Origin of the sequence: Streptomyces sp. NBC_00086, from assembly GCF_026343255.1 — a bacterium.
In the GTDB taxonomy this organism is placed as follows: Bacteria; Actinomycetota; Actinomycetes; order Streptomycetales; family Streptomycetaceae; genus Streptomyces.
In genome coordinates this window covers 40,254-52,220 of the sequence record NZ_JAPELZ010000004.1, presented here as the reverse complement: position 1 = coordinate 52,220, position 11,967 = coordinate 40,254, and the positions used below count along the sequence as shown (strand labels likewise).

Here is an 11,967-nt window from a genome sequence, read left to right as displayed (position 1 = left end):
GCGAGCCGGGAGCTCGCCACCTGGGACGTTGCTCGAAGGAGGGTCAGGACGTGCGGGACGTGCGGGACGTGCAGGACGTGCGCGACGTGCGGGACAGGGTCAGGACAGGGTCAGGCGCAGTACGGCCGCGTACTCGCCTCTCTGGACGATCCCCGGGACGCGCAGGCTGAGGCCCGCGCCCGCGTCGAAGTGCCCGCCCGTGACAGAGGTGGGATCGGCGCCGGCCGCCTGGCTGCACAGCGGTGCCGCGGTCGTCGAGCTGAGCGGCCCGGCGCTGCCCGGGACGACGGCGGAGGCGGCGGCGGACCCGGGGTGGACCGCGCACTGCGGGGTCCAGGACAGCTGCGAGGCGGGAATCGCGGCTCCGGCGGAGTTGCGGAAGTCGGTGACCGTTCCGACGAGGGACCAGCCTTCGGTGGTGCCCCGGAAGTCCTTGACCTCCAGGGCCCGCACACTTCCCGTGGAGTCGTGGGCGGTGCCGTCCACGGTGACCGGGGAGAGGATCACTTCGCCGGGCTCGGCCGACATGGTGAGCGCGCCGCCGCTGACGACCACCTTCAGCGTCTGGTCGGAGCCGCCCCCGTTGGAACTGCCCGCCCACGCGGTCTCGGTGGTGTCGCCGCCGTCCTTCTCCGTCGCCACGATCTTCACGGCTCCCACGGCCGGTACGAGCGTGGCGGTGAAGTTGCCCCGCGCGTCGACGGGGGCGGTGAGGCCCGCCCCGCCGACCGGCCGGCCGTCCTTGTCCAGGGTGACGACGCTGACCTCGTCGCCCGGGTCGAAGCTGGCCCCGTTGACCGTGGCACTCGTACCCGGTCCGCCGCCGCCGGGCGTGACCTGGAGCGTACGGGCGCCCAGGACGCCGATGACGAGGGAGGCGGAGGCCGACCCCTGACTGATCTTCAGGCGGTGCGGCCCGGGGGCGGCCGTGGCGCCGACCGTCACCGTGCCGGCCAGTTTTCCGTCGGAGCCGACGCGCAGGTCGGGCGTGAGGTCGGCGCCGGAGCATCCGGTACCGGCCAGGGTGCACAGTTCGACCGTGCCGATCGGCGCCGCGGGATCCCAGCCCGCGCCGGCCATGGTGAGGACGTCACCGGGGCGGGCGCCGGTGGTGTCCGACGCCGGGCGGCCCGAGATGCCGGTCACGGCCGCGTTGGTGCTGCCCGCGGCCGGGGTGACGGTCAGCGTGTGCAGGGCGGTTGCGGTGCCCTGCAGGGTGCAGGCGAGGGACAGGCCGTAGCTCGGGATGTCGAGCGTCAGCTGGTCGGGTGTCAGCGTCACCGTGCCGGGTTGTGCGACGGTGAGTTTGCCGGTCAGATCGGGTATGGGGATCTCGCCCTTGGCCGGGATCGCCGGGTTCGAGGCCGGAGCGGTGAGCGTGAGCGGTGCCTGCCCGGAGACGAGGATCTTGGCCGAGGGGACGACGCTGTTGGCGGGCAGCGCGACGGGACCGTTGGCCGGGCCCTTGTCGGCGAGGCTGAGTTTGACGTCCACGCTCTCACCCGCCGCCGCGGTGGCCGGGGCGGTGAGGGTGGCGGTGGTGGTGAAGAGCGAATGGGAGGAACTGAAGACGCAGTCGTACGTCACGGGCGCGCTGCCCGCGTGGGCGGGTGAACCGGCGAGGACCAGCGAGCCGGACGCCGCGACCACGAGTGCGGCGAGCGTCGCACCGCCCCGGGTCCGGGTCCGGGTCGATCTTGCGAGTTGAGGGTGCATGAGCCGTGGGTTCCTCTCGAAGGGATCCGATGGGTTTCCCTGTACGGAACTTTGTTTCGCTTGCGTCCCCATATACAGCCCGTCGCCCACTCGGCGTGTCAAGGGTCCGGACGCGCACCCCGGTAAAAGGTGCGTTTCCGATCCGTTGCACCGTTCGTGAAACGTCGGATCCCACAGCGAAACCGATCCATTGACCGTGGATGGTCCCACTCCTAGGGTGAGCAAGCCCCCAACTCCCTTGTCCCAAAGCTGATTCCCCCGCCGATCGGAGCGTCGCACCATGACCGCGAACCCCCTCCCGGCAGCACCCCGCTCCTTCCTCTACGTTCCGGGTGACCGTCCCGAGATGCTCGCCAAGGCCCTCACCCGAGGCGCCGACGCACTGATCGTCGACCTGGAGGACGCCGTTCCCGCGGCGGGGAAGGAGCGGGCGCTGACACTGGTGCGGCACTGGCTCGACGAGGCGGAAGCCGCTGCCCTGGAAGCGGCGCCGCACGGCCCGGACGCGAGGACGCAGATGTGGATTCGTGTCAACCCAGGCGAGCGGGGGCGCGAGGAAACCGCACGCCTCGCCACGCCCGCGGTGACCGGCTTCTGCCTCGCCAAATGCTCGGGCGCCGAGGAGATCGAGGCGCAGCACTCCCTCCTGACCGCGGCGGAGGAGCGCCAGGGGCTCGCCCCGGGCGCCTTCGCCCTGGCGCCGTTGCTGGAGACCGCCTCGGCCGTGCTCGACGTACGGCTGATCGCGCAAGCGCCCCGGGTACGCCACCTGCAGCTGGGCGAGGCCGACCTGTGCGCCGAACTGGGCATCGAGGCAACCGATCCGGCGGACCCGGCGGACCCGGCGGACCCGGCCGCCGCGGCCCTCGTCTCCATCCGCACGGACGTCCTCCTCGCCTCGGCCGCCGCCGGCCTGCTGCCGCCGGTCGGACCCGTCAGCACCGACTTCACCGACCTGGACGCCCTCGCCCGGACCACCCGCGCCCTGCGCCGGCTCGGCTACCGCTCCCGGGCCTGCATCCACCCGCGCCAACTGGCCACCGTGCACGAGGTCTTCACTCCCAGCACTGAAGAACTCGCCGCCGCGCGGACCTTGCTGGAGCACTTCGACGAGGCGGCGCGGGACGGTTCGGGCGTCATCACCGGACCCGACGGCCGGATGGTGGACGAGGCCGTCGTCCGGGCCGCCCGCCGGGTGCTCGCCGCGCGCCGCTGAGCCGGATCCCCGGCCCTTCCCTCAGTCGATACGGGTCAGACCCAGCAGCGCGGCAGCGGCGCCGGGCGGCGCCGCGGGAAGGGCGCGGACCGCCTGGACCACCCGGTCCGCACGGTCCCGTCCCAGGACCGGCTCCGCGTTCAGCCGGAACTTGCCGGCCAGCTGGGCCTGGGACAACGGCGCACCCGGCCCGCCCAGAGAACTGCCGACCCGTGACTGCACGACCCGCCCACCGCGCGTCGTCACCCGCAGCACCGCGCTGAAAGCCTGCGGGAACTCCGCGTCGCACCGGGCGTCGACCACGACCTGGATCCGCTCCGCCAAGGCGATGCGGCGCGGATCGGTGAACGCACCCGCGGAGAAGTCCGCGTGCCGCAGCCCGGGCCCGTCGCCTTCCGCGTCGGACAGCAGCGCTGCCGCCACCGTGTAGGGCCCCGAGAACTTGGCGTGGTAGGGCGTACGGGGGTGCACCTTCTCGGCGTGCGGCTCGCCGATGGTGCGCCGGGGCGCGGCGGCCACCCCCAGCTCGGCGCTCACCACGTCCTCGGCCCGGAGCCCGGCGCGGCGAAGGGCCAGCGCGCAGTCGATCCCCGGGTGGGTGAAGTGGTTGGAGGGGTACGGCTTGAACACGGAGCGCGCGTATTGCCAGTTCGCGACCGTACTCATCTCCTCCAGGCCGGCCACCAGGGGCTCCGCGGTCCACCGCTCGTCCAGGAATGCCGTCAGGAAGCCGAAGCGTCCTTCCAGCACCGTCGGCGGTCCGGTGACCCCGCCCGCCGCGAACTGGGCCGCGCACACACCGGAGTGGGCGGCCCATCCGCAATGCAGCCGCTTGACACTGCCGCCGGTGCGGTTCGCCTCGATGACCCCGGCGCCCATGGAGCAGGCGATGCCGATGGCGTGCGCCAGCTCGGCCGCGCTCAGCCCGTACAGCAGCCCTGCGGCGACGGCGGCGCCGACGGTGCCGCAGATGGAGGTGGCGTGCAGACCCTTCTCGAAGAACACCGAGTTCCGCAGGGCCGGATCGTAGGAGGCCATGCCCAGGCGGACGCAGACCTCGCCGCCGACCGCGAGCGCGGTCAGCAGCGATGCCCCCGTGGCGCCCGTGGCTTCGGCGACGGCCAGCGCGGCGGGCAGGACGGCGGCCGTGGGATGCAGAACGGACGGGAGGTGGGTGTCGTCGAAGTCGAGGGCGTGCGCGAGCGTGCCGTTGACGAGGGCGGCCCGGTCGGCCGGCATCCGGCGGCCGCTGCCCACGGCGGTGGCCTCCGCGACTCCGCCCGCCGCGCGGGCCATGGCCAGCGCCGCCGACTGGGGCGAGGCGCCGGAGATCTCGCCGGTGTGCGCGCCGAGCGCCCCCAGGCTGTTGCCGAGGCAGTCCAGCGTGCGCGCGGCCGCGTCCTCCGCGATCTCCTGAGGTACCCCGTCCGCTGCGGCTGTCGCCGCGAAGGCGGCCAGGCGCGCCGCGTACCCTTCGTCGCTCATGCCGGGCCCGCCCCGTCGGCGTCGTACAGGACGGCGAGCGGACGTACGGGGGATCCGGTGGCCCCTACGATCGGCAGGGGCGCGAGCATCAGCAGGAACTCCGCCCGTCGCGCCGCGGCGAGCCCGGTGAGCCGCATCGTTTCGACGATGTGGATGCCCGCCTCGACCAGCAGCGTTCGGTGGACGGGCAGTTCGGCGTGGCCCCGCCCCGGTGGAATGTGCTCGAAGGCGATCGTCTCGCCGCCGGTCACCCGTACTCCCCGCTCCGCGATCCATGCCCCGGCCGCGGGGCCGGGCCCCGGCGCTCCGCCCTCCTGTCCGGTGAAGACCCGCGGGTCCTCCCAGTGCCCGGACCAGCCCGTCCCCAGCAGCAACGCGCCACCCGCCTCGATGTCCACCCCGGCGGCGTCCCGGGCCCTTTCCAGGTCGGCGACCGTGATCTCGTATCCGGCGGGAAGGACCGGGACGCCGTGTACGGCGGCGATGTCCAGGAACACGGCCCGTCCCACATAGGGCGGGAACTCCTCGATGCCGTGCCGGGAGAAGCCCTCGTGGCTCTGCGCGGATTCGGCCGGGACGCCCCCGTGCAGCAGACCGTCCTGCGAGACGTGTGCGAGAGCGTCGACGTGGGTGCCCACGTGGCCGCCGGTGACGATGAGTTCGTTGGCGGCGGAGCCTCCGTCTCCGCGCACGTGATCGCCGTGGCGGCGTTCCAGGAGCATGCGGAAGGGCGGATGGTTGGGCGACTGGGGCATGCCCCGGCGCATCGGCTGGGCCAGGTCGATCACGGGAGCGCCGGCGAGGGACACCGGACTTCCCCGGTATCCGTGGACGCTGTTCATGGTGTCTCCAAGAGGGGGTCAGATCGTGCGGTCTGCGGCGAGTTCGTCGAGCTCCGCCGGCGACAGGCCGAGCCGCGCGCCGAAGAGCGCCCGGGTGTCGCTGCCGTGCGCGCGGCCGGTCCAGCGGATGGCGCCGGGCGTGGCGGAGAGCCGGAAGAGGACGTTCTGCATGCGGAGCGGCCCCAGCACCGGGTCGTCCACGGTCGTCAGCGAGTCCAGGGCCTGGTACTGCGGATCCGCGAAGATGTCGGCGATGCCGTACACGGGGGAGATCGCGGCCTCGGCCTCCTCGAAGGCGGAGATCACGGTGTCCCGGTCGCGGGCCGCGATCCATTCCCCGACCTGGGCGTCGAGCAGATCCGCGTGCGCGGCGCGACCGGCACCCCCGGCGAACCAGGGCTCGTCGGTGACCTCCGGGTGCCCTACGAGTTTCATGACCCGCTCGGCTACGGACTGCGCCGAGGTGCTGACGGCCACCCAGGAGCCGTCCCGGGTCGGGTAGATGTTGCGCGGGGCGTTGTTCACCGACCGGTTTCCCGTGCGCGGCGGGACCGTGCCGAGCTGGTCGTAGGCGGTGGGCTGCGGGCCCAGCAGGGTCAGCAGCGGCTCGATGATCGCGAGGTCGACGACCTGCCCGGGACCGCCGTGCACGTCGCGGTGGTAGAGCGCGGTCTGCACGGCCGAGGCGGCGACCAGCGCGGCCACGCCGTCGGCCAGCCCGAAGGGCGGCAGGGTGGGCGGGCCGCCGGGCTCGCCCGTCAGCGCGGCGAAGCCGCTCATGGACTCCGCGAGGGTGCCGAAGCCGGGCCTGCGGGCGTAGGGCCCGTACTGGCCGAATCCGGTGACGCGGGCGACGACGAGCCTGGGGTTGGCGCGGTGCAGGTCCGCCGGTCCCAGGCCCCACTTCTCCAGGGTTCCGGGCCGGAAGTTCTCGATCAGGACATCGGCCTGGGCGGCGAGCCGGAGCAGGAGCGCGGCTCCGGCGGACCGGCTCAGGTCCAGGGTGACCGTGTGCTTGTTCCGGCCGAGCATCTTCCACCACAGGCCCTCGCCGTCCTTGGACGGACCGTGGGTGCGCGACGGGTCCGGCCGGACAGGGTGTTCGACCTTGACGACGTCGGCGCCGTAGTCGCCCAGGATCGTGGCGGCCAGGGGCCCCGCGAACAGGGTGGCGCAGTCCAGGACGGTCACTCCGTGCAGGGGCCCGGGAGCGGCAGGGGGGCCGAGGTGGGGGAGGGGAGGTTCCATCGGGCTCACGCACCTTCACGGGTCGCTGTTTCTCCTTGTGGAACGCTGTTTCGGAAAGCTAGCATGACCCTCCGTCACGCAGAAGAGAAACGGCGTTTCCCCCGAGCCCACGAATGCTGAAGGGAGGTACGGGCGGTGCCGGCTGCGGCTGCCCGGCCTGTCATGTCCCGATACGACCTGCTCATCAAGAACGGCACCCTCGTCCAGCCCCACCTCGGCGAGATCACCGCGGACCTCGCGGTGCGCGACGGCAAGATCGCGGCCCTGGCCGACCGCATGGACGCCTCGGAGGCGACCGAGGTCATCGACGCCACGGGACGGACGGTCTTCCCGGGCGCCGTCGACGCCCACTTCCATCTGGGCATCTACCGTTCCCTGGAGCAGGACGCCGCGGAGGAAACCCGTTCCTCCCTGGTCGGCGGCGCGACGAGCGTCCTGTCCTACTTCCGCACGGGCGAGCACTACCTCAACCGCACCGGCTCCTACGGCGACATCTTCCCGGAGGTCCTCGCGGCGGTCGGCGGCCGCAGCCACACCGACTACGGATTCCACCTCGCCCCGATGGACACCGCCCAGGTACGCGAAATACCCGACCTCGTCGCGAAACACGGGGTCAGCTCCTTCAAGTACTACATGTTCTACAAGGGGTTCAACCTGTCCGCCGACTCCCGTGACGCCAAGGGCTTCCGCATGACGGGGGAGGGGGAGGAGTACGACCTCGGCCACCTCTACCAGCTCATGGAAGCGGTCGCCGCCGCCGGGGCCGCCCGCCCCCGCGGCCGGGTCTCGCTCTCCCTCCACTGCGAACAGTCCGAGCTGATGCGGCTGTTCATCGACCGGGTCCGCCGGTCCGGCGACCCCCAGACCCTGCGCGCCTACCACGAGGGGCGCCCGCCCCTGACCGAGGAGGTCGCGATCGGCGAGGCCGCCGCCCTGGCCCGCGCCACCGGCTGCCCCGTGAACCTCCTGCACCTCTCCAGCGCCGCCGCCCTCGCCGGAGCCCGCGCCGCACGCGCCGCCTCACCCGGCCTGGACCTGCGAACCGAGGTGACCCTGCACCACCTGTGCCTGGACCACGAAAGCCTCGACGCGGCCGGCCGCGGCCTCGGAGCCAAGGTCAACCCGCCGATCCGTACCCGCGCCGACAACGACGCGCTGTGGGAAGGCGTCCTCGACGGAACCGTGGACTGGATCGCCTCCGACCACGCCTGCTGCATGGAGGAATCCAAGGGCGACGCCCTGTGGCCCGCCCTGCCCGGCTTCGGCGGCACCGCCCTCCTCTACCCGATCCTGCTCTCCGAGGGCCACCACAAGCGCGGCCTGCCACTGCGCCGCGTAGCGGAACTGCTCTCCGCCAACCCGGCCGACGCCTACGGCCTCACCGGAAAAGGTTCGTTGATGGTGGGCTCCGACGCGGACCTGGTCGTCACCGACCTGGACTCCGTACGCACGGTCACGACCGATCTCCTGCTGTCCGGGCAGGACCACTGCCCCTTCGAAGGGCGGGAACTGCGCGGCTGGCCCACCGTCACCGTCGTCGGAGGCCGCATCGCATACCGCGACGGAGCCGTCACCGGGGCACCGGCCGGCCGCTACCTCGCCCGCTGAGCGAAGTGCGAGGCAGGCCCCTTGCGTTGACAGCACGGCTCCACGCCCCCGACGCTATGACCGGGCGGTCACCTGACCGCCCGGTCATCGTCGGGAGCGTGCATGCCCACCACCACCTGGACCCACCTCACGCCCGAACGGCGCGAACGGATCCTGGTCGCCGCCATGGACGAGTTCGGCACCCACGGCTACTCGACGGGCAGCCTCAACGTCATCGCGCGCCAGGCGGGGGTCGCCAAGGGATCGCTCTTCCAGTACTTCGCCGGAAAGCTCGACCTGTTCACCTACATCGCCGAACAGACCTCGCTGCGCATCTTCGAAGCGATGCGGCCCTGGCTCGACGGCTACCGAGCCGACGGCTCCGGCGCCGCCCCGGACTTCCCCACGTACCTCGTCGACGCCATGGAGGCCTGGGTCGCCTACTTCGAGACCCACCCCCTGGAGCGCGGCGTGACGGCGGCGACCAACATGGAGATCGACCCCGCCGTACGCCAGGCCGTACTCGAACCCGTCCAGCACCTCTACCTCGCCGGACTACGCCCTCTCGTCGAAGAAGCCGTAGCCGCCGGGGAGCTGCGATCCGACGCCGACGTCGACGCCCTCCTCACCCTCCTGCTCCTGCTCCTGCCGTACACCGCCCTCGCCCCCTTCTTCCCCGCCGGCGCCGGGCCCGTCGCGCCGAGCAGGGGGCCCCGAGCCGCCCGCCGACGTGCGATCGAGAGGCTCGTGCACCCCGTGCTCGCCGGCTTCCGCCCCCCGCGCGCAACCCGCTGATCTGCGCCGATCCGCACCCCGACCCCCGTCACCACGCTCCGCGTGGCGGGGGCTTCCGGCATGTTCCCGGGAGGGATTCGGGGTGCTGAAGAATCCGCGCCGCACTGCTTGACGTGGTGTCCGCGCTGGGGCCCAATAGGGGCCGCTGGAGAAACAAAGTTCCGTCAGAGGAAACATGCCGATCCCGTCCGGGTCGGCAGGCGAAGCCGCGACCCCACGCGGCACCCCTCACTGGGAGTCCCCATGGCAGACACCTCGCGCAGACGAACGCACTTCCCCCGCCCCCTCTTCCCCCGACCCCTTCTCGCCGCGGCCCTGGCCACCGCCGCGACCCTGGCCGCGGTCTCGCCCGCCCCCGCCGCCGAGCAGGCGCCCGCCGGAGTCGTGAAGGTCTCCAACACCGTCGACGTCCGCTGCGCCTTCCTGGTCTACAAGCGCGCCGGCGACTGGTACTTCCCCGCCGGCGCCCCCAAGGGGACCGTCTGGCTGCAACACGGCTTCAGCCGCAACAAGGGCCACCTCGAAGACGCGGCCCGCCGCTACGCCGCCGCCGGCTTCGTGGTCTTCGCCCCGAACCTCCCCTCCGCCGACACCTTCGGCTGCACCGTCTCCAACATCGGAAACAACACCGACTTCCTCAACAACGTGGCCGACCTCTTCGGAAAGGCCGCCGACCCGAACGACAAGTTCGGCCGCAGCTTCGCCGACGCCGCGGCGAAGGCGGGGCGTCCCGGCCTCCAGATGCCGGCCAAGTTCCTCTTCTCCGGCCACTCCGCCGGGGGAGAAGCCGTCAGCTACGTCGCCAACCGCCTCCGCACCGAGTACCCCACGGCGTTCGCCCGCCTCTCCGGACTCGTACTCCTCGACCCCGTCAACTCCTTCGTCGGGCTCAACATGGCCAGGGCCTTCAACGGCCTGAACACCACGAGCCTGCCCATCCACGCCATCTCCTCGCCGCCGTACACCGCGAACGGCCAGGCCTCCGGCACCGTCGAGCTGACCACCGACGTCCACCGGGACTTCCTCGGCATCAGACTCACCACCGGCTCGCACTGCGACGCCGAGGGTGCCAGCACCGACGCGCTCTGCACCGTGCTCAACGGAACTCCCCAGGACGCCAACGTCGCCGTACTGCAGGAGTTCGCCACCACCTGGGCCACCGACGACGTGACCGGCACGGTCACCGCCACCCACCGCCCCGGCGGCAGCCGCTACGAATCCCTTCGCACGGCCGGCGCCATCCAGACCCTCAGCGGATCCTGAGCCCCTCCCGCCGGTGCCCGCCCCCAGCACCGACCGGGGGCGGGCACCGACTCGGGTTGGCCCGTGCGGGCGAAAGCCGCCGACCGGCGAACAGGCGACGCATCACACACGGGGCAGCAGCGGCCCGGTGCAACCGACGTCCGGCTGTCTGCTGCGATCAGAGCCAGTACCGGCGCCGGACCTACGGGGAACAAGTGGCTGGCCTGACCGAACCGAGGCGGTACGTCCTCGCGACCGGTCGCTCGCCCTCCTGGCTACGCCAGCGGTCCGAGATCTCCTTCGAGGACGGTCTGGATGATCTGGGGCCGGTCCCAAAGGGCCAGGATCTCGTTGGCGATGGCCACGATCGGCAGGGGGTCCCGGTCGCCGTGCACCTCGATGGCTGCGGCCGACAGGCTGCGCGGTACTGCTCCGGCGTCCAAGAGAACCCTCCACTCCTCCGGGCCGAGCTCCAGGAACTCCAGCTCCGTGAGCTCGGCGATCTCCAACGGGTCGGCCAGGGTGCCGGGGTAAGCGGTCAGGGTGCGCAGGCGGGGTAGCCGGGCGACGAGGGCGAGACTGAGCGGCGCACCGTCCCACACGCCTATGGACAGGGCCTCCAGGCCGGGGTGCGCGGCGGCCTGGATGCTGGTCAGGCTTGCGATGTTGACCCTGGCAACGGCAGGTGGCCGCTCCTCTCGGGGTCTGGGCTCCGCGCCGAGTCTGCCCAGCACCAGGTCGGTGAGGGAGTGGGCAACGAGTTCGGCGCCGATGCTTTCCTCGTGGGAGAGCATGATGACCTGGCCCGTGTGTCCGCGGGGGCCGGGCGTCAGATCGACGGCCAGCCGGTCTCCGCCCCCGTTGTCGCCGAAGGCGATCCAGCCGGGTGAGCCGACGAGGCCCTGCACCATGGCGTCGGGCCGAGTGACGACGGCCTTCGTCGCCGCGAACTCCCAGCGACAGTCACGCGACGCCGCGTCGGCGACGTACAAGCCGTCGAGATCGAACAGTTCGCATCCGACCGCTTCGCACTCCCTCATCGCTGCTTCGTAGTCGTCACCCAGGTCCTCCCACCGTGCCCGCGTCACCCGGTAGAGGGCCTTGAGCTCGTCGGGGAGCGTGACGCCCAGGCGCGATTCGGCGGCGGAGATCTCTTCCTCCGTCGCGCCGATGGCGTGCGGCAAGCGTTCACGCAGTGTCCGCTCCAGCAACTCCAGGTCCGCCGAAGGGGCCGGCGCTGCCCCGGGAGCCGGTTCGGGGAGGCGGCGCCAGGGCTCGGGGAGAGCGCCATCGACCAGGATGAGCGCCCCCGGGTGCGGGGTACCTATGCCGGGTTCGACGGCGGGGCTGGGACCCAGCAGGCGGAGCACGGTCTTCCCGGTCGGGTGTATCTCCGCCGTGAACGAGACGTCGTCGACTCCAGCGGCCGCAAGCGCGTCCTGCACCCGCTCCACCGCGTCGAGTTCCTCCCGCATGTCCTCTACCTGAGCGGCCCGGCCGGGCGGCGGCATCCGTCGCGTCAGAGCCAGACTCCAGCCCCCTCGCCCTATGCGCCCGGCCACTCGAACGGGCCTGGCAACCTGCCCCCGCGCTTGTTCGGCCAGAAGGAGCCGCAGCACCGGCTCCCAGGTCGCGAAGTCGCCTATCGATGCAGTGGAGAGCCTCTGATCAACCATGCGCAGACCGTACGCGGGGCCGCTGACATCAGAACGCACAGGTCCCACGTGCCGCGGGCAGGCCACTGAGCATGACCGAACGGTACGTGCATACGTCGGGCCAACCACGGCGCTCAAGGCCAGCTACAGCACTCATCGTGTCGACGTTGAAGTGTCCTGC

General features: G+C 72.1%; 9 protein-coding genes. 4 read left to right on the top strand and 5 right to left on the bottom strand.

Features of this window, described 5'->3' with window-relative positions; translation table 11 throughout:
• Positions 1–99 precede the first annotated feature (99 nt).
• A complete protein-coding gene (locus tag OG276_RS40260) occupies positions 100–1,716 on the bottom strand; it encodes a hypothetical protein (RefSeq protein ID WP_266914735.1) in 1,617 nt (538 codons plus the stop codon).
• 280 nt (positions 1,717–1,996) lie between these two features.
• Here OG276_RS40260 and OG276_RS40255 point away from each other — a divergent pair, with 280 nt between their 5' ends.
• Positions 1,997–2,932 (top strand): CoA ester lyase, encoded by a 936-nt coding sequence (locus OG276_RS40255; protein ID WP_266914733.1) that lies wholly within the window; start codon positions 1,997–1,999, stop codon positions 2,930–2,932.
• 21 nt (positions 2,933–2,953) lie between these two features.
• On the opposite strand, the gene OG276_RS40250 is transcribed toward OG276_RS40255, so the two are convergent.
• From OG276_RS40250 to OG276_RS40240, 3 genes are read right to left on the bottom strand one after another with little or no spacing between them, the layout of a single operon-like run.
• Positions 2,954–4,417 (bottom strand): MmgE/PrpD family protein, encoded by a 1,464-nt coding sequence (locus OG276_RS40250; RefSeq protein WP_266914731.1) that lies wholly within the window; start codon positions 4,415–4,417, stop codon positions 2,954–2,956.
• Positions 4,414–5,259 (bottom strand): cyclase family protein, encoded by an 846-nt coding sequence (locus tag OG276_RS40245; RefSeq protein ID WP_266914729.1) that lies wholly within the window; start codon positions 5,257–5,259, stop codon positions 4,414–4,416. Before OG276_RS40245 ends, OG276_RS40250 begins: the two co-directional genes overlap by 4 nt.
• An 18-nt stretch (positions 5,260–5,277) precedes the next feature.
• Complete coding sequence (locus OG276_RS40240) at positions 5,278–6,507, bottom strand: CaiB/BaiF CoA-transferase family protein (RefSeq protein ID WP_266914727.1); 1,230 nt, start codon at positions 6,505–6,507, stop codon at positions 5,278–5,280.
• A gap of 162 nt (positions 6,508–6,669) precedes the next feature.
• Here OG276_RS40240 and OG276_RS40235 point away from each other — a divergent pair, with 162 nt between their 5' ends.
• The 3 genes from OG276_RS40235 to OG276_RS40225 all read left to right on the top strand — a co-directional run bounded on the left by OG276_RS40235 (position 6,670) and on the right by OG276_RS40225 (position 10,152).
• Complete coding sequence (locus OG276_RS40235; RefSeq protein WP_266914725.1) at positions 6,670–8,115, top strand: dihydroorotase family protein; 1,446 nt, start codon at positions 6,670–6,672, stop codon at positions 8,113–8,115.
• Between the two features lie 102 nt (positions 8,116–8,217).
• Entirely contained in the window at positions 8,218–8,889 is a 672-nt protein-coding gene (locus OG276_RS40230; protein ID WP_266914723.1) for a TetR/AcrR family transcriptional regulator, read from the top strand.
• A 243-nt stretch (positions 8,890–9,132) separates the two neighbouring features.
• Positions 9,133–10,152: an alpha/beta hydrolase gene (locus OG276_RS40225; protein ID WP_266914721.1), complete on the top strand. Its 1,020-nt coding sequence runs from the start codon at positions 9,133–9,135 to the stop codon at positions 10,150–10,152.
• 254 nt (positions 10,153–10,406) lie between these two features.
• Here OG276_RS40225 and OG276_RS40220 read toward each other — a convergent pair whose 3' ends face one another.
• Positions 10,407–11,807: an SMI1/KNR4 family protein gene (locus tag OG276_RS40220; RefSeq protein WP_266914719.1), complete on the bottom strand. Its 1,401-nt coding sequence runs from the start codon at positions 11,805–11,807 to the stop codon at positions 10,407–10,409.
• Positions 11,808–11,967: the final 160 nt, after the last annotated feature.

Excerpts from the sequence above, each read along its gene's own strand:
- OG276_RS40220 (WP_266914719.1), bottom strand. The coding sequence starts at position 11,807 with ATGGTTGATCAGAGGCTCTCCACTGCATCGATAGGCGACTTCGCGACC.
- OG276_RS40225 (WP_266914721.1), top strand. The coding sequence starts at position 9,133 with ATGGCAGACACCTCGCGCAGACGAACGCACTTCCCCCGCCCCCTCTTC.
- OG276_RS40260 (WP_266914735.1), bottom strand. The coding sequence starts at position 1,716 with ATGCACCCTCAACTCGCAAGATCGACCCGGACCCGGACCCGGGGCGGT.
- OG276_RS40230 (WP_266914723.1), top strand. The coding sequence starts at position 8,218 with ATGCCCACCACCACCTGGACCCACCTCACGCCCGAACGGCGCGAACGG.
- OG276_RS40235 (WP_266914725.1), top strand. The coding sequence starts at position 6,670 with ATGTCCCGATACGACCTGCTCATCAAGAACGGCACCCTCGTCCAGCCC.
- OG276_RS40250 (WP_266914731.1), bottom strand. The coding sequence starts at position 4,417 with ATGAGCGACGAAGGGTACGCGGCGCGCCTGGCCGCCTTCGCGGCGACA.
- OG276_RS40255 (WP_266914733.1), top strand. The coding sequence starts at position 1,997 with ATGACCGCGAACCCCCTCCCGGCAGCACCCCGCTCCTTCCTCTACGTT.
- OG276_RS40245 (WP_266914729.1), bottom strand. The coding sequence starts at position 5,259 with ATGAACAGCGTCCACGGATACCGGGGAAGTCCGGTGTCCCTCGCCGGC.
- OG276_RS40240 (WP_266914727.1), bottom strand. The coding sequence starts at position 6,507 with ATGGAACCTCCCCTCCCCCACCTCGGCCCCCCTGCCGCTCCCGGGCCC.